17 protein-coding genes and 1 pseudogene are annotated in these 15,723 nt (G+C 56.7%); 10 read left to right on the forward strand and 8 right to left on the reverse strand.

Features of this window, described 5'->3' with window-relative positions; genetic code table 11:
• Positions 1–323 precede the first annotated feature (323 nt).
• From EQV90_RS06600 to EQV90_RS06620, 5 genes are all read left to right on the forward strand, one after another.
• On the forward strand, positions 324–1,085 hold the full coding sequence (locus EQV90_RS06600; RefSeq protein ID WP_240877916.1) for a KilA-N domain-containing protein: 762 nt from the start codon (positions 324–326) through the stop codon (positions 1,083–1,085).
• The gene (locus EQV90_RS06605; protein ID WP_240877917.1) at positions 1,082–1,372 is read left to right on the forward strand and encodes a hypothetical protein; all 291 of its coding nucleotides are present in this window, start codon (positions 1,082–1,084) and stop codon (positions 1,370–1,372) included. Before EQV90_RS06600 ends, EQV90_RS06605 begins: the two co-directional genes overlap by 4 nt.
• A 161-nt stretch (positions 1,373–1,533) precedes the next feature.
• Positions 1,534–1,950 carry a hypothetical protein gene (locus EQV90_RS06610; protein ID WP_200582802.1) on the forward strand — a complete coding sequence of 139 codons (417 nt, stop codon included), beginning with the start codon at positions 1,534–1,536 and terminating at the stop codon, positions 1,948–1,950.
• A gap of 103 nt (positions 1,951–2,053) precedes the next feature.
• On the forward strand, positions 2,054–3,109 hold the full coding sequence (locus EQV90_RS06615; RefSeq protein ID WP_120266173.1) for a hypothetical protein: 1,056 nt from the start codon (positions 2,054–2,056) through the stop codon (positions 3,107–3,109).
• A 161-nt stretch (positions 3,110–3,270) separates the two neighbouring features.
• Positions 3,271–3,435: a hypothetical protein gene (locus EQV90_RS06620; RefSeq protein ID WP_162939322.1), complete on the forward strand. Its 165-nt coding sequence runs from the start codon at positions 3,271–3,273 to the stop codon at positions 3,433–3,435.
• Positions 3,436–3,696: 261 nt separating this feature from the next.
• Here EQV90_RS06620 and EQV90_RS06625 read toward each other — a convergent pair.
• A pseudogene (locus EQV90_RS06625) lies at positions 3,697–4,605 on the reverse strand (TIGR00730 family Rossman fold protein); the annotation flags it as partial.
• Between the two features lie 222 nt (positions 4,606–4,827).
• Positions 4,828–5,238, reverse strand: coding sequence for a PA3611 family quorum-sensing-regulated virulence factor (locus EQV90_RS06630; protein WP_003443021.1), 411 nt, complete (start codon positions 5,236–5,238; stop codon positions 4,828–4,830).
• A 229-nt stretch (positions 5,239–5,467) separates the two neighbouring features.
• Between EQV90_RS06630 and EQV90_RS06635 the strand changes: the two genes are divergently transcribed.
• The 3 genes from EQV90_RS06635 to EQV90_RS06645 all read left to right on the forward strand — a co-directional run bounded on the left by EQV90_RS06635 (position 5,468) and on the right by EQV90_RS06645 (position 7,606).
• Positions 5,468–6,220: a tRNA-uridine aminocarboxypropyltransferase gene (locus tag EQV90_RS06635; protein ID WP_029612271.1), complete on the forward strand. Its 753-nt coding sequence runs from the start codon at positions 5,468–5,470 to the stop codon at positions 6,218–6,220.
• Between the two features lie 296 nt (positions 6,221–6,516).
• On the forward strand, positions 6,517–7,167 hold the full coding sequence (erdR, locus tag EQV90_RS06640; RefSeq protein ID WP_003443017.1) for a response regulator transcription factor ErdR: 651 nt from the start codon (positions 6,517–6,519) through the stop codon (positions 7,165–7,167).
• 76 nt (positions 7,168–7,243) lie between these two features.
• Positions 7,244–7,606, forward strand: coding sequence for a diacylglycerol kinase (locus tag EQV90_RS06645; protein WP_003443016.1), 363 nt, complete (start codon positions 7,244–7,246; stop codon positions 7,604–7,606).
• Here EQV90_RS06645 and EQV90_RS06650 read toward each other — a convergent pair.
• Entirely contained in the window at positions 7,603–8,529 is a 927-nt protein-coding gene (locus EQV90_RS06650; RefSeq protein ID WP_003443015.1) for a LysR family transcriptional regulator, read from the reverse strand. The two genes, EQV90_RS06645 and EQV90_RS06650, sit on opposite strands and share 4 nt — an antisense overlap.
• 117 nt (positions 8,530–8,646) lie before the next feature.
• Between EQV90_RS06650 and fpr the strand changes: the two genes are divergently transcribed.
• A complete protein-coding gene (gene fpr / locus EQV90_RS06655) occupies positions 8,647–9,426 on the forward strand; it encodes a ferredoxin-NADP reductase (protein ID WP_003443014.1) in 780 nt (259 codons plus the stop codon).
• Positions 9,427–9,485: 59 nt separating this feature from the next.
• Here fpr and tsaA read toward each other — a convergent pair whose 3' ends face one another.
• From tsaA to rimO, 5 genes are all read right to left on the reverse strand, one after another.
• Complete coding sequence (gene tsaA / locus EQV90_RS06660) at positions 9,486–10,181, reverse strand: tRNA (N6-threonylcarbamoyladenosine(37)-N6)-methyltransferase TrmO (protein WP_003443013.1); 696 nt, start codon at positions 10,179–10,181, stop codon at positions 9,486–9,488.
• Between the two features lie 126 nt (positions 10,182–10,307).
• Positions 10,308–10,769 (reverse strand): DUF1456 family protein, encoded by a 462-nt coding sequence (locus EQV90_RS06665; RefSeq protein ID WP_003443012.1) that lies wholly within the window; start codon positions 10,767–10,769, stop codon positions 10,308–10,310.
• A 76-nt stretch (positions 10,770–10,845) separates the two neighbouring features.
• A complete protein-coding gene (locus tag EQV90_RS06670) occupies positions 10,846–11,556 on the reverse strand; it encodes an rRNA pseudouridine synthase (protein ID WP_003443011.1) in 711 nt (236 codons plus the stop codon).
• A 71-nt stretch (positions 11,557–11,627) separates the two neighbouring features.
• Positions 11,628–12,092: a GNAT family N-acetyltransferase gene (locus EQV90_RS06675; protein ID WP_010655688.1), complete on the reverse strand. Its 465-nt coding sequence runs from the start codon at positions 12,090–12,092 to the stop codon at positions 11,628–11,630.
• A gap of 98 nt (positions 12,093–12,190) precedes the next feature.
• A complete protein-coding gene (gene rimO / locus EQV90_RS06680; RefSeq protein ID WP_003443009.1) occupies positions 12,191–13,528 on the reverse strand; it encodes a 30S ribosomal protein S12 methylthiotransferase RimO in 1,338 nt (445 codons plus the stop codon).
• Between the two features lie 291 nt (positions 13,529–13,819).
• Between rimO and EQV90_RS06685 the strand changes: the two genes are divergently transcribed.
• A complete protein-coding gene (locus tag EQV90_RS06685) occupies positions 13,820–15,721 on the forward strand; it encodes a potassium transporter Kup (RefSeq protein ID WP_003443008.1) in 1,902 nt (633 codons plus the stop codon).
• Positions 15,722–15,723: the final 2 nt, after the last annotated feature.

A 15,723-nucleotide genomic window follows, 5' to 3' on the forward strand; every position in this document is an offset into this window, starting at 1 on the left:
TTCGAGCATTACAACGAGCAGCATCCGCACAGTGCTTTGAAATATAGGTCGCCGAGAGAGTTTAGGCGTTTGGCAGCAGCATCAATTTAACGGGGAGTTGGTGTCCGGTTTGGTAGGGGCAAGTCCAATGTTCAAAGAGTTACCTTAAGGTTGATCGTCAAGACCTTGGGTCTACCACTGGTCACACACACACACCCGTCGCTGGGCCAACAATCACGAAAGACTTTCTGTTTGCTCTCTGTGCCATCGGTGGACCCTTGTCGGGGACTTTCGGCTGCCCGTGGGAGCGAACTCAGAGAGCAAACAAAAAGGATGCGACAACTATGTTTACCAACAACCAAACCGACTTGCTACCCATTGTCATCGAGGGTCAAACCTTCATCGCAAACACGGAGGGGATGTGGAGCCTCAATGAGATCCATCAAACCTTGGGTCTGCCTGAGGCAAAACGTCCGGGCCAATGGAACAACGAGATTCGAACTGCGCTCGACCAAGGTGGAAATTTCCATCTTGCTTATGGTGGCGCCAATCCGGGGACGTGGGCTACAGAAGCTGGGACCATCGCCTACGCAATGTGGGTCTCGCCAGCCTTTTATCTTATGGTAGTCAACGCTTTCCTCGCCATGCGTAACAGTGCCGTCCGTGAACTGCGCCAGAAAGATGCTCTCTTGGACGCCAACATGCCCAAGGCATCGACCCTCGATATGAAAGCCCGTGGTGCGGGGCTGACATGGACCGAGGCGTGTCGGGTCGCTGGCATTCAGCAGCCTCGACTTGCTCTTGAGTTTCTCGCTAAGGGTCCGATGTTTGTCCACGTCTGTGATGACTTCGGTGGCCGTACTGGTCAGATTCGACCGAAGCAGCAAGGATTCTCATCTGGCGCCTTTGTGGCGGCCTCATCGAATTTCGGTAACCGTGAAGGCTGGCGGGTCAAGCCGAGTGGCCTCGATTGGCTGCGTGGGAAAACTGAGATCATCAACGGCGGCGTAGCTGAAGCCAAGGCCGCTCTGGTTAAAGCCAAGAAAGCGGCTCAAGCCTCCCGTGTGGATCGCTGGGGCCGTGCGGTTAAGGGAGTGACCCTGTGAGCTTCCTTGACCAGCTCAACGCATTCTTTGTGTCCCCAGCAAGTCGGACCAAACTGATCACGCTGCGCGCCATCTGGCGTGATCGGTACATCCGCGAACAGGTCACCTCCCGCAATCAGCATGGGGTGGATTACGAGAAACTTATGGGGCATCTGAAGGCTACCAGTCCTGCCTTGGTCGCAGTTGTTGAGTCAATCACCACCCAAACCAGCATGAGCCTCGATGCAGTCATGCGCGCCCCTGTGAGCATCCCACTGACCCGCCAACCGATCACCATCCCGCTTTAAATCACATCGCCGTCCGCCATCGGCAAACAACCCCACCTTTTAAATCCAGAAAACATCGACAAGCCTCGAAGGCCGCCGGGTGACGTACTCCTTCGTCTCTGGTCCCTGTGCGCCTATAACGGCAAGGCTTGATCAATGTTTCCGAATAGGAGACACACCCCATGCAACTGAATATCCAAAACGTAACCCCTGAAACTGCTGAAGTACAAGGTCAGACCGTGACCCGTGCTTTTGCTGAAGGTGTGATGCTGTCTGGTCTGATTGCCGGTGCAGGCAAGAACGATGCAAAGCAGGGCGCCATTATTGAGCAGTACCTAAACGCTGGTCTCGATACTTCGGCTTTTCCTGAAGCGACCTCCAAGGTCCTCAGGGCTCGTGCAGCCGCTGAACGTCATCGTCAAGAGCAGATTGCAGAGTCGCAACGTCACGCTGAGCGCTTTGCCTCCTACAGCATGCCAAGTGAGCTTGAGGTCGCCCGCCGCCGTGCTAAGCGCGAAGCCCTTGAAGCCAAGATGCGTGCCCAAGGCGCTGCCATCCGTGCTGCCAACGGTCGGTCAACTTGGTCCTCGTGGGATTGAGTCCACACCAGCTCGCTGATCCATACCTTCTTGCCTGTCGGGCGCTGGCACTTGCTGGTGTCTCGCTGACCTCATTCCGATAAATTTCAGGAGATACTTACTCATGACTACTCGCATACAGAACGCTTTTAAATCCACTGACCACCGTGAAGGCACTGACCGTCACATCACCCCGACTGCCTACGAGGCTGCCGTATGGGGTAATGGTGGCAGCCTTCAGTTCAACACTCTGGCTTCTACCTCAGCCCCGTTGAGCGATTCCAGTGTGGCCGCTGAGGGCATTACGGACACCCTTCAGGAATACTTCAATGGTGGCGAATGGCACGCCGCTGCAATGGATGCTATCCCCTGTGAGTTCCGCCCGAAAGGCACCGAGCCGACCCCTGTGCAATTGGTCAACATGGTCAATCGCAACATCGAATTCGATCCTCGCCGCTCTATCTATGACACCTCGACAATCACCAAGGGCGAGGCAGTTGCCGGTGACGTGATTTTTACGGAGCCAACCGATACTGCTGCGTTCTTTTCGCACCGTATGACCTTGATGGACGCTCACCTGATTGCAGGCTTCACGAGCAACTCTATTGGTCAAATGATGGACAAGGCCATGCAGGACTTCGAAAAGGCTTGCGGCTCCACCATCGTGGACATCCTCATTAAATCCCCGAGCGTTGAAGCCAAGGAGGTCACAATCACCAGTACCGGCCCCCGTGATCGTTCTGAGGATTGGATTGACCAACTGACCTTGAGCATTAACCACTCGGTTGGCAACTCCCTGAGTGACTTTGTGCTGCTCATGCACATGACCGAACAGGCGATTCTTGAGCGCGCAGCTCAGCGGGCAGGCGTAGCCGAGATTGAGGACCTCTTGGGCTGCCGTACTCAGTTCTACTCAGGCAGTAACCGTGGCGTCTTCATGCTCCCTAAAGGATTCGCCTCCCTGTCGTTTCGTGAGGGCAATGACGGTGAAGTGTGGTCGATCCTCGCCAGCCGTAACGCTTCTGTACAGGGCTGGGACATTGAGATCACAGGTATTGCTGACGTGATGGCTCAAGCCAAGGTCAAGCTGAAGCTGGCAAACCCAGCGGATCCTACCGAGAAACTTCAGGTTGAGACCGTAGCGTTCCCGTTGATTACCCGTGTGGTCGTCAAGCCGTAACATCCGCTGTATCCATGAGGTCCGTAATGGGCCTCGTGGGTTGATCTGAGCGTCTATCTAAATGGTGGACCTTCAGATGAACCCATGTGGAATGCGTTGCTATGCAAAATGTGCAGGGCAATGCCCCACATTCTTTATCAGACTTCACGTAGGAGCCCGCTATGGCCGCCAAGAAACAATGGTTGGCCGTCCTCAAGGCTATCGCTATGTCGAAAGCCACATGGAAGCTGTTCGGCATCGTAGCGGTTCTTTATGGCTGCGCTCATGGCGAGCTAATCGCTGGACTGGTCGGAGAGGTCATAGCGGATGTGTCTGGAGCCCTTTAAGGATCTGACAGAAATTTCTTAGTGACCACCTGTAACTACTAACCTGCGCGCTTACCCCCTTAGGCCCCCGCACGCTCGCTCAGGCGCACGATAGGGACCCCTGCGGGCAGGCGATAAGGACCCCAGCGTTGGGACAAATGTGCGCCAAAGCTGTTACAAAACGGGGTCCTATGGTGCTACGCTATTGGCTCCTAACGTGCCTCATCAGGTCGGTGTAAGGATCGTATCCTTCGCCTCTGGCAGTAACCCTGGATAGTCCAGCGTGTAGTGCAGACCCCGAGATTCCTTACGTTCCATGGCAGACCTGATCATCAGTTCCGCTACTTGAGCAAGGTTCCTCAACTCAATCAGGTCTCTGCTTACGCGATAGTTGCTGTAGAACTGATTGATCTCGGCCACGGCCTCCTCGGCTGTATGGACCAGGCGCATCAACTTCAAATCATTGGGCAGAATGTACTGGTGGGCCTCCAGTTGATTGCGAATGAAGTCCAGGGCGCTTTGCCAGAATGTTCCACCGGGCATATCCAGTAACACCACGGGTACCAGGGGTGTTTTGCCGGTTTGCATCAATGTCAGTACTTCCAACACTTCATCCAGGGTGCCAAAGCCGCCCGGGCACATGACCAGCGCATCTGCTTCTTTTATGAAAAACAGCTTGCGGGTAAAGAAGAAGTGAAATGCCAGCAGGTTGGCCGTGCCGTTGATGGTGGGGTTGGCCCGTTGCTCAAACGGCAGGGTGATATTGAAGCCCAGGCTGTGTTCCAGCCCTGCGCCTTCATGGGCCGCCGCCATGATGCCGGCACCGCCTCCGGTAATCACCATGAAATCTGACTTTGCCAGGGTTGCGCCCACCTGGCGGGCCAGTGCATACAGCGGGTGCTCAACGGGTGTGCGAGCCGAGCCGAAGACTGTCACTTTACGCTGGCCCTTGAACTGCTCCAGCACGCGGAAGGTTTTTTCGAGTTCGCGAATGGCTTGCAGGGTGATCTTGGCATTCCAGCGATCAAAGTCGTCGTGGGCCATGCGCAATATGGTCAGGATCATCTCGCGATAAAGCGGGCGATTCGGACTATTTGACGCAATCTGCTGCAATTGTTCATCGACCTGTCGCGCAAGGTCCAGGCCCTGGCTTTCGAGAAGCGCGAGTGGCTCATTGGGTTGATCAGGCATGTACTTCTCCTTGTGTACAACATCCAGGATGGCGCCGCAAACGGGGCTGGTGCGCAGACACTTAGTGTCCAGCTGATGGCTTGATCATGGTCTTGCCGCATCCTGACTGGCAATAGCTAATTGCCTGATGTGCATGAAGAATGGTCGCTGCAGTGCAAGGGGGAGGAGGCAGGGATCACACGCCGTATGGAGTTACGGCGTGTTGACGCAATGAAGAGAAAATCAGTTTTTCCGCTGGCAATTGTCAGCGCCGATGTCCTGGACCAAGACCGACTTGCCGGTTTTATATTCCGTGATAGCGAAGCGCATTGTGGCGCCCTTGGCCATCAGTTTGCGGAAGTTCGGGTTGCTGCACACGCTGCGGCCCAGTTGTGGCACTGCGGCTTCCGGGGCGGAACGCATTTGTGCAGCCAGGGTCGGGCTGGCTTCCAGATTATTGATCAATACCGTGCCATCGACGGTAAAACCTTTATCCAGAAGGTCGGCATTGATTGCGCGCGGCTTTCCTTCATTACTTTTTTCAGCCACCTGCTGCAGGTTTTTATTCAGATTGAATTCTGCAAGAGAGGCCGCTTGTGCGCCCAATGGCAGTGCAAGCAATAGAGCTACGGCTGGAATAATGGTGCGCAACATGAATCTCTCCTGATTGACGTGACGCAGGGTTTGACCCGTCATAGATCTGTGCGTTCAGTGGCGCAGGAGTATAAGGCCAGCATGAGCTGACAGGAAATGCCAAAGGTCATGGGGGCGAGTGCCGGCGCTCTGCCTCTGTTAGACTTCGCGCCTTTCTATTGTTTATCTGCTTGTGCGCCACTCATGGCGAATAAGCGGTTGGCGCCTTAAGTAAAAAACCATGACCCAGATGACCTTTTCCCCTAATGCAGTGGCCCGTTTACGAGACGAGCGTGAAGAGGAGAGCACCAAACCCTATTTGTCGCGGGGGTCACGGGCACCGCGTTGCCATACCTGTCGCGTGATAGAAAGCCATTGCCTGTGCAGTTGGCGGCCCAGGGTTAACGCGCGCTCGGGTGTGTGCCTGATCATGACCAAAAAGGAAGTGTTCAAGCCCAGCAATACAGGCTGGCTGATCGCTGATGTGGTGAGTGACAACTTCGCCTTTATCTGGTCGCGAACCGAGACCGATGAGGCGTTGCTCGCTTTGTTGTCTGATCCGCAGTGGCAACCCTATCTGGTATTCCCCGGAGAATATGTCGAGCCAGGACGTGTGACCCACACGGTGGATATCGACAGCAGCAAGCGCCCGCTGTTTATCTTGCTCGACGCTACCTGGACTGAAGCGCGCAAGATATTTCGCAAGAGTCCGTACTTCGATGCCTTGCCTATTTTAAGCCTGCTGCCGGAGAAACTCTCACGCTACCGTTTGCGCAGATCCACCCGCAGTGAGCACCTGTGTACCGCCGAAGTGGCCAGTTTGTGCCTCGATCTTGCGGGCGATAGCGACGCATCCACGGCGCTGGACGCGTATTTCGATGTCTTCAGCCAGCATTATCTGGATGCCCGGAATCAACTGCCGATGAATGAGTCCAGCGCGGCGCATCTGGAACTGGGTACTTTTTGTAAAAGACCTTCCCAGGAATCGGTCTCAATAGACTAAAGAAGTAGCGCTACAATTTTCGCGCAAATGCAGTTGAGTGCCCGAGAGGGTGAGGATGATAGCGTCGTGATGGCTTCAGTTTGGATCTGGACCTCAAGTTTTCAACTTGACCACCCCAGTCGTGCTGGGCATGCTTGGCGCCGATTCGGCTGCAACTGCTGCTAAAGCGCCCATATTTTCCGACGTTTAGCGTAAATCGCGCCCTTTGATGCACAGTATTTGCGCTGTTGCTCGAATTGCCTTAGCGAGTACTGGAATACATCAGGGCTCGCCTGAAAAACAGGATCATTTAAAAAATGGCCACATACGAAATCCTGATAGCCGACGACCATCCACTGTTTCGCAGTGCCTTGCATCAAGCCGTGACTATGGGGCTGGGTTCTGATGTTCGTCTGGTTGAAGTCGCCAGTATTGCCGAGCTTGAAACACAGCTGGCAGTAAAGGCCGATTGGGATCTGGTACTGCTCGACTTGAACATGCCCGGCGCCTATGGTTTTTCCGGGCTGGTATTGCTGCGTGGCCAGTACCCGCAAATTCCGGTGGTGATGGTTTCAGCCCAGGAGGAAGCCTCGATCATGGTGCGCTCCCGTGAGTTTGGAGCCAGTGGCTTTATCCCCAAGTCCAGCTCGCTGGAAGACATTCAGAAGTCGGTACGGGCTGTGCTGGATGGCGATGTGTGCTGGCCGCCCCAGGCGTTTGAGGATGTACAGGTGTCAGCCGAGGCCAAGGCTGCGAGTGAGGGCCTTGCCAGTCTCACGCCCCAGCAGTTCCGGGTGCTGACCATGGTCTGCGAGGGTCTGCTGAACAAGCAGATCGCCTATGAGCTGAGTGTTTCCGAAGCGACCATCAAGGCGCACGTAACCGCCATTTTCCGTAAACTGGGGGTTCGTACCCGGACCCAGGCCGCGTTACTCTTGCAGCAACTTGAATCAATTTCGAGCCATTAAACTTGCCGCTCTTCACGTTTTTTTGACAAAGCGTGAACTAGCGTTCCCCTCTCATTTTTTACGCAGTTGCCTCTCTATGTCGCCTTTTAAAGGTAAAACCGGATTTAAACGGATTTTGAATGCCGGCGGCTACTCGCTGGACGGTTTGCGCGCGGCCTTTACCGGTGAAGCCGCTTTTCGCCAGTTGGTACTGCTCAATGTCGTGTTGATCCCGCTGAGCTTCTTTCTGAATGTCAGCCGGGTAGAGCGCGCCTTGTTGATCGCGGTATGCCTGCTGGCACTGATCGTTGAATTGCTGAACTCGGCGATCGAAGCGGCCATCGACCGCATCTCGCTCGATCTGCACCCGCTGTCCAAAAACGCCAAGGACATGGGCAGCGCCGCCCAGTTTGTGGTGCTGACCATGATTGCCGTGGTGTGGGCAGTGATTCTGCTTTAAGCGATTGTCGGCAATACGATCTCGTCGCTGCGCTGCACCCCCGCGGTGAAAGCGCGGCACAGTTCCAGAAATTCGCGCATGGCCGAGGTCTGATACTTCTTCTTGTGCCAGATAAAGAAGAACTGCCGGGCCAGATCCAGGTCGGGGGTCTCTACAGCGACCAGACTGCCGCGTCGAAAGGCGTCACGTAATGCCAGGCGAGAGATGCAGCCTATCCCCAGGCCTGACTCCACGGCGCGTTTGATTGCTTCGGTATGTTCCAGTTCGAGACGGATATTGAGCGTGCTTTGGTGATGGCGCATCGCCTGATCAAATGTCAGACGGGTGCCGGAGCCTTGTTCGCGCAGAATCCAGGCTTCATGGGCCAGCTCTTGCAGGGAGGCATGGCCGCGCGCAGCCAGTGGATGTTGTGGGGCGCAAAACACCACCAGTTCATCTTCAACCCAACTCTGGACTTCGATGTCGGGGTGGCTGCAATCGCCTTCAATCAGACCCAGATCAATTTCATAATGCGCAACTTGCTGCACGATATGCGCAGTGTTTTGCACAATCAGTTTCACCTGGCTTTCCGGGTGAGCCTGCATGAAGCTGCCGATCAGCAAGGTGGCCAGGTAATTGCCAATGGTCAGGGTCGCGCCCACGGTCAATGAACCAAAGCCGGACTTGCCGTTGAGCAGGTCTTCGATTTCCTTGGCCTGATCCAGCAGGGCGACTGCCTGTGGCAGCAGTTGGCGGCCCAGCGCGTTGAGGCTTAAGCGTTTGCCTGCGCGATCGAACAACTGGCAGCTGGTCTGGCGCTCGAGTTCGGTGATTGAAGTACTGGCAGCAGATTGAGATAGGGCCAACAAGCCGGCAGCGCGAGACACGCTCTCCTGCTGGGCGACGGCAACGAATACCTGGAGTTGTCTGAGAGTAAATCGCATATCGATATAACCGATAACCCTTATCTTAATAATTCAGTTAACAGATATTGTCGTCGCCATTAGAATGTTATGCAATCGCGCCCATAGTCAGCGCTGGCGAATTTAGGAGCCCCGTACATGAGCAACATGAACCACGAACGTGTCCTCAGTGTTCATCACTGGAACGACACCCTGTTCAGCTTCAAGTGCACCCGTGACCCGGGCCTGCGCTTTGAGAACGGTCAGTTCGTGATGATCGGCCTGCAACAGCCCAATGGCCGTCCGCTTATGCGTGCCTATTCGATTGCCAGCCCGAACTGGGAAGAGCATCTGGAGTTCTTCAGCATCAAGGTGCCGGATGGCCCGCTGACTTCCCAGTTGCAGCACTTGAAGGAAGGCGACGAGATCATCATCAGCAAAAAACCGACAGGCACCCTGGTGCTTGACGATTTGAAGCCGGGCAAGCATTTGTATCTGCTGAGCACCGGTACGGGCCTGGCGCCATTCATGAGCGTCATCCAGGATCCGGAAACCTACGAGCGTTTCGAAAAAGTGATCCTGTGCCACGGTGTCCGTTACGTCAACGAAGTTGCTTATCGCGAGTTCATCACCGAGCACTTGCCACAGAACGAGTTCTTCGGCGAAGCGCTGCGTGACAAGTTGATCTACTACCCGACCGTGACCCGTGAGCCATTCGAAAACGAAGGCCGCCTGACCGATCTGATGCGCAGCGGCAAGCTGTTCAGCGATATTGGTTTGCCACCGATCAACCCGCAGGACGACCGCGCCATGTTGTGCGGCAGCCCGAGCATGCTTGATGAAACCAGCGAAGTGCTCAACAGCTTCGGGCTGAAAGTTTCGCCGCGTATGCGCGAGCCGGGTGACTACCTGATCGAGCGCGCCTTCGTCGAGAAGTAAGCGTCGCCGATTGAAAAATGTGGGAGCTGGTTTGCCAGACTCCCACATTTTGTTTGCGGCTACTGCTTCGGGATCACTTCCAGCACACGTATCACATCCGGCTGCGGGTAATGCCAGCGTACGTCCAGATCCCAAAAGCGGGCACCGTATTCGCGCTCTGGAGCAGGAATCTGGTAGGCCGGGCGTGGGTCCTGGGCCAGGCATTGCTCAATCAGCTCCACCAGCGGCTCTTGCAGGCGCAGGGCCTGGCTGTGTGCCTGTTGCAGGGCAGAGTCAGTCCAGTGCACGGGAATCAGCACCGGCGCGGCGCTGGCCATGCTGTTGCTGGCACTATCGATGATATCGGCGTAGGGCACGTACGGTTTGATGTCGAGAATCGGCGTCCCGTCCAGCAAGTCAATTCCCGAGATAAACAGCCGACCGGCTTCAACCCTGTCCAGCTTCACCACGGACTGGCCTATGCCATTGGGGCGATGGGTGGCGCGGGTGGCAAACACCCCCAGCGACTTGTTGCCCCCCAGGCGCGGCGGACGCACCTTGAGCCGGGGTTTGTCTTCCAGTGCCTGATGGAACACAAACAGCAGCCAGACATGGCTGACCTGCTCCAGGCCCTGCACGGCATCGCCTTGATCGAAGGGCGCGACCAGCTCCAGCACGCCACGGGCGGCCGGGGCCAGTTGCGGCTGGCGCGGAATGGCGAATTTCTCTTTGAAGCAAGAGCGCACAAAACCGATCGGGGAGACGCTGTAGGTCAAAAGTCATGCCTCTGTAGGAGCGAGCTTGCTCGCGATCGCATCACTGCGGTTATCCAGAACAATCGGGTTGTCTGCATTGCAGGCAAGCCAGTTCCTACAGGATTTATGGCGCCTGAAGGCCGAGTATCAGCCGCGAATGCGCAGGGTCAGACCCTTGAGGAAGTTGCGCAGCAACTGGTCGCCACAGGTGCGGTAGTTGGTGTGGCCGAATTTACGGAACAGGGCGCTCAGCTCGGGCTTGGAGACTGGAAACTCCGAAGCCTTGAGGATGGCGTGCATGTCGTCTTCCTTGAGTTCAAAAGCGACGCGCAGTTTTTTCAGGATCACGTTGTTGGTCACCGGCACTTCAATCTTGACCGCTGGACGGCTGTCATCCTTGCCGCGCTTGAAAATCACCAGACCATCAAGGAAGTGCGCCATCACTTCGTCAGGGCAGCGCACAAAACCTTCTTCTTCGTCTTTTTTCAGGTAGGTCAGGACGTCTTCTTTAGTGACGTCCAGGCCACCCAGTTTGATGATTTCCACGACCTTGTTGTCGCTGATGTCGAGCATGTAGCGCACGCTGCGCAGTACGTCGTTATGAATCATTTGGTCAATCCTGATATTCAGCAGTGAGCACCGCAGGCGTTGCTGCGGTGTCGAAATGTTCGGGGCGGTGCGCTATTTAGAACTTTTCTTTGGTCGTCATGTAGCGCCATTGGCCTGTAGGCAGCTTGCCCATCGAGACCCCGCCAATGCGAATCCGGCGCATGGAAATGACGGTAAGGCCTACAGCCTGACAGAACAGTGCAATAACGCCCGGCTGAGGGTTTTTCATTGCAAAGCGTAGGCGGTTTTCACTCTGCCAGCTGGCTTTAACCGCAGGCAGCTCGCGACCTTTGTAGGTCATGCCGTGATTGAGCCGGTTCAAACCGTGGGGAGCCATCTCGCCAGAGACTTCGACCACGTATTCCTGCTCGATTTTGTTGGCGTCGGCGGTCAGCTTGCGGACGATTTTCCAGTCCTGGGTAAACACCAGCAGGCCGCTGGCGTTGGCCTGGAGTTCGTTGCCAACGCTCAGGCGCAGAAAGTGGCCCTTGAGCGGACGCTTGCCGTAGCGGTGCTCTTCGCTCAGTGACTCGGGGCCGATCAGGGCCATGGCGCTGTCAGTATCAAGGCCTGGCGGAGCGTTCAGCAAAATGGTCACAGGCTCGGGGGCCGTGGCCTTGGCTTGCGGGTCCAGCTCGACTTTTTGGTTGTCGACCTTGAATTGCGGCTCGTCGATGACTTCGCCATCTACCGTGACCCAGCCACCTTCAATGAACAGTTCGGCCTCACGGCGGGAGCAGCCGACGAGTTCGATGAGGCGTTTGGAGAGACGTATCGGTTCAGACATGACAGGGGCCGTAAAGGAATTGGGCGGCTATTGTACCCGCCTGGCGCCGGTTAAGCCCGGCAACATTTGCCTTATGCGCGTGTTGGGCGCTTATACCGCAGGTGCAGTAGCGGATAAGGCTGGCCCATGCCGTCTTTTTCGCTGCGTCCGACCACCTCAAAGCCCTGCTTGAGGTAAAAGCCGATGGCTTGCGGGTTTTGCTGATTGACGTCCAGTGCCTGTGCATTCAGTTCGTCGATGGCGAATTTGAGCAGGCACTTGCCAATGCCCTGGCCCCGGAAGTGCGGGTGGATGAAGAGCATTTCAACCTTGCCCGCAGCTACTCCGGCAAAACCGCTGATGCGTTTGCTGACAGGATCCTTGCAGCAGATCAGCATCACGGCGTCCAGATACTGGTCTTTGACCAGTTGGCGCAGTTGTTGAATATAACTGTCGGGCAAAAAGTCATGGGTGGCGCGAACCGAGGCTTCCCACACGTCGGTCAATTCTTCGAAGTCCGTAAGGCGGGGTGTATGGATAGCCCATTTCTGTTGCATCGTGCATGTCTCCTGACGATGGAAGCGACAGGTTTACGATAGCCGTAAAAAAAGCCCTGACGCCAGGGCGGCAGGGCTTTTTGAGACGCGGTCGCTGTTTAGATGACTTCAGCCCACAAGTCATACTCGTCAGCATCGGTCACACGGCACATGATCTTGTCGCCGGGCTTGATGTCTTTTTCGGTGGCGATAAATACGTTGCCGTCGATTTCCGGAGCGTCGAAGAAGCAACGGCCAACAGCGCCTTGCTCGTCTACTTCGTCAATCAGGACTTCGATTTCCTTGCCGATTTTCATCTGCAGGCGGGCCGCGCTGATGGCCTGCTGGTGGGCCATGAAGCGGTCCCAGCGGTCCTGCTTGATGTCATCCGGCACGATGGCCGCGTCCAGCAAATTGGCCGGAGCACCTTCCACAGGGGAGTACTGGAAGCAGCCTACGCGATCCAGTTGTGCTTCTGTCAGCCAGTCGAGCAGGTACTGGAAGTCCTCTTCGGTCTCGCCCGGGAAGCCGACAATGAAGGTCGAGCGGATGATCAGGTCCGGGCAGATGACGCGCCAGTTCTTGATGCGGGCCAGGGTCTTGTCTTCAAATGCCGGGCGCTTCATGGCCTTGAGCACTTTCGGGCTGGCGTGCTGGAACGGGATGTCCAGGTACGGCAGGATCTTGCCGGCGGCCATCAGCGGAATCAGCTCGTCAACGTGCGGGTACGGGTAAACGTAGTGCAGGCGTACCCAGACACCCAGCGAGCTCAGCGCTTCGCAGAGTTCGGTCATGCGGGTCTTGACCGGCGCGCCGTTCCAGAAACCGGTACGGTATTTCACGTCTACGCCATAGGCGCTGGTGTCCTGGGAAATCACCAGCAGCTCTTTGACGCCGGCCTTGACCAGGCGCTGGGCTTCGTCGAGGACGTCGCCTACCGGGCGGCTGACCAGTTTGCCGCGCATCGACGGGATGATGCAGAAGCTGCAGCTGTGGTTGCAGCCTTCGGATATCTTCAGGTACGCGTAGTGCCGCGGCGTCAGTTTGACACCTTGAGGCGGCACCAGGTCGATCAGCGGGTTGTGGTTCAGGTTGGGCGGCACGGCGTCGTGCACGGCGTTGACCACTTGCTCGTACTGCTGCGGGCCGGTGACGGCCAGCACGCTCGGGTGAACATTGCGGATGGCGCTTTCTTCCACGCCCATGCAGCCGGTCACGATAACCTTGCCGTTTTCCTTGATGGCTTCACCAATCACTTCCAGTGATTCAGCCTTGGCGCTGTCGATGAAACCGCAGGTGTTGACCACCACGACATCGGCGTCCTGGTAGGTAGAGACGACATCGTAGCCTTCCATACGCAGCTGCGTGAGGATGCGTTCGGAGTCGACCAGGGCTTTGGGGCAACCCAGGGAGACGAAGCCGACCTTGGGGGCGGCTGGCGTGGTAACGGTGGACATGGCGAACCTCGGTATGTAGTGACGTTACATGCCCGTAAAGGCTGCACGACGAACGGGCGCTTGATGCGCCTCTGATCAAAAAAAGTGCGCAATTTTAGCTATGGTCAACGCAGTTGACCAGCGTTATACAGGGATTTACGACGAGTGCTGCGCTATGCTGCGCGCCGTTGCGAAAATAGGGTTTTTAAACAGCGCGATTTCGTCAATGTGAGTCGGAAAATCAGCGCATGCTGCTGATCAAAAGTGGCGCAAACCATTAAGAAGCACGGTCCGTGATCGTAGGAGTGGTTGATGGGGCAGGTAAGTAGTCAGGCTGCAGAAGACGGTCACGCAAAGGTAAAGCCCATCGGGATGCTGGTTGCTGCAGTTGGCGTGGTGTACGGCGATATCGGCACCAGTCCGCTGTACACCCTTAAAGAGGTGTTTTCGGGCGGCTACGGAGTACAGGTCAGCCACGATGGCGTGTTCGGCATTTTGGCGTTGATCCTGTGGTCGCTGATCTGGGTCGTGTCGATCAAGTACGTTCTGTTTATCCTGCGGGCCGACAACGAGGGCGAGGGCGGGATCATGGCCCTTACCGCGTTGGCGCGACGGGCTGCTGCGCCTTATCCCAGGCTGCGCTCGGTGCTGGTCATTCTGGGCTTGATCGGGGCTTCGCTGTTTTACGGCGACAGCATGATCACTCCGGCGATCTCGGTACTGTCTGCCGTCGAAGGGCTTGAGCTGGCGTTCACCGGGCTGGAGCGCTGGGTGGTGCCCCTGTCCCTGGTCATCCTGATTGCGCTGTTTTTGATCCAGCGCCGGGGTACCGCCATGCTGGGCAAGCTGTTTGGCCCGATCATGGTGCTGTGGTTTGTGGTGCTGGGCGGACTCGGGATACACGGTATCTTGCAGCATCCTGAAGTGTTGAACGCGCTGAACCCGGTATGGGGTGTACGTTTCTTTGTCTCTCACCCGGGCATGGGCGTTGCCATTCTGGGCGCCGTGGTGCTGGCTTTGACGGGGGCCGAAGCGCTGTATGCCGACATGGGGCACTTCGGGCGCAAGCCGATTGCCCGGGCCTGGTTCATTCTGGTATTGCCGGCGCTGGTGCTGAACTACTTCGGCCAGGGGGCTTTGTTGCTGGAAAACCCGGAGGCGGCCCGCAACCCTTTCTATCTGTTGGCACCCAGCTGGGCACTGATCCCGCTGGTGGGCCTGGCTACGCTGGCGACCGTGATTGCATCCCAGGCCGTGATTTCCGGTGCGTTCTCCTTGACCCATCAGGCCATTCAGCTGGGTTATGTACCGCGTATGCATATCCAGCACACCTCCAGTGCCGAGCAGGGGCAGATTTATATCGGAGCAGTGAACTGGTCCTTGATGGTCGGGGTTATTTTGCTGGTGCTGGGCTTTGAGTCCTCCGGCGCTCTGGCTTCGGCCTATGGTGTGGCCGTGACCGGGACCATGCTGATCACCAGTATTCTGGTATCGGCGGTGATGCTGCTGCTGTGGAAGTGGCCGCCAGTTCTGGCGGTCCCGGTGTTGATCGGCTTTCTCCTGGTGGACGGCCTGTTCTTTGCCGCCAACGTGCCGAAAATTGTCCAGGGCGGTGCATTCCCGGTACTGGCGGGGATTGTGCTGTTCATCCTGATGACCACCTGGCGGCGCGGTAAACAGCTATTGGTCGACCGTCTTGATGAAAGCGCGTTGCCGCTACCGCTGTTCATCAGCAGCATTCGGGTGCAGCCGCCGCATCGGGTACAGGGTACGGCCGTGTTTCTGACCGCCCGGCCAGATGCCGTGCCCCACGCGCTGCTGCACAACCTGTTGCACAATCAGGTGCTGCATGAGCAGGTGGTGTTGCTGACCGTGGTCAACGAAGATTCGCCGCGGGTACCTGCCCAGAGGCGTTTCGAGGTGGACTCCTATGGCGACGGCTTCTTCCGGGTGATCCTGCACTTCGGCTTTATGGATGAGCCGGATGTGCCTGAGGCGTTGAAACTGTGCCATCTCGACGAGCTGGATTTCAGTCCGATGCGCACCACCTACTTCCTGAGCCGGGAAACGGTGATTGCCTCCAAGATTGTGGGCATGGCGCGTTGGCGCGAGACGCTGTTTGCCTTCATGCTGAAGAACGCCAACGGCAACCTGCGATTCTTCAGGCTGCCCGTCAACCGGGTAATTGAGCTGGGAACCCAGGTCGAGATGTAGCC

The organism is Pseudomonas sp. TMW22089 (genome assembly GCF_022496645.1).
Classification (GTDB): Bacteria; Pseudomonadota; Gammaproteobacteria; order Pseudomonadales; family Pseudomonadaceae; genus Aquipseudomonas; species Aquipseudomonas paraversuta.

Excerpts from the sequence above, each read along its gene's own strand:
- EQV90_RS06600 (WP_240877916.1), top strand. The coding sequence starts at position 324 with ATGTTTACCAACAACCAAACCGACTTGCTACCCATTGTCATCGAGGGT.
- EQV90_RS06610 (WP_200582802.1), top strand. The coding sequence starts at position 1,534 with ATGCAACTGAATATCCAAAACGTAACCCCTGAAACTGCTGAAGTACAA.
- EQV90_RS06615 (WP_120266173.1), top strand. The coding sequence starts at position 2,054 with ATGACTACTCGCATACAGAACGCTTTTAAATCCACTGACCACCGTGAA.
- EQV90_RS06620 (WP_162939322.1), top strand. The coding sequence starts at position 3,271 with ATGGCCGCCAAGAAACAATGGTTGGCCGTCCTCAAGGCTATCGCTATG.
- EQV90_RS06630 (WP_003443021.1), bottom strand. The coding sequence starts at position 5,238 with ATGTTGCGCACCATTATTCCAGCCGTAGCTCTATTGCTTGCACTGCCA.
- EQV90_RS06635 (WP_029612271.1), top strand. The coding sequence starts at position 5,468 with ATGACCTTTTCCCCTAATGCAGTGGCCCGTTTACGAGACGAGCGTGAA.
- erdR (WP_003443017.1), top strand. The coding sequence starts at position 6,517 with ATGGCCACATACGAAATCCTGATAGCCGACGACCATCCACTGTTTCGC.
- EQV90_RS06645 (WP_003443016.1), top strand. The coding sequence starts at position 7,244 with ATGTCGCCTTTTAAAGGTAAAACCGGATTTAAACGGATTTTGAATGCC.
- EQV90_RS06650 (WP_003443015.1), bottom strand. The coding sequence starts at position 8,529 with ATGCGATTTACTCTCAGACAACTCCAGGTATTCGTTGCCGTCGCCCAG.
- fpr (WP_003443014.1), top strand. The coding sequence starts at position 8,647 with ATGAGCAACATGAACCACGAACGTGTCCTCAGTGTTCATCACTGGAAC.
- EQV90_RS06665 (WP_003443012.1), bottom strand. The coding sequence starts at position 10,769 with ATGATTCATAACGACGTACTGCGCAGCGTGCGCTACATGCTCGACATC.
- EQV90_RS06670 (WP_003443011.1), bottom strand. The coding sequence starts at position 11,556 with ATGTCTGAACCGATACGTCTCTCCAAACGCCTCATCGAACTCGTCGGC.
- EQV90_RS06675 (WP_010655688.1), bottom strand. The coding sequence starts at position 12,092 with ATGCAACAGAAATGGGCTATCCATACACCCCGCCTTACGGACTTCGAA.
- rimO (WP_003443009.1), bottom strand. The coding sequence starts at position 13,528 with ATGTCCACCGTTACCACGCCAGCCGCCCCCAAGGTCGGCTTCGTCTCC.
- EQV90_RS06685 (WP_003443008.1), top strand. The coding sequence starts at position 13,820 with ATGGGGCAGGTAAGTAGTCAGGCTGCAGAAGACGGTCACGCAAAGGTA.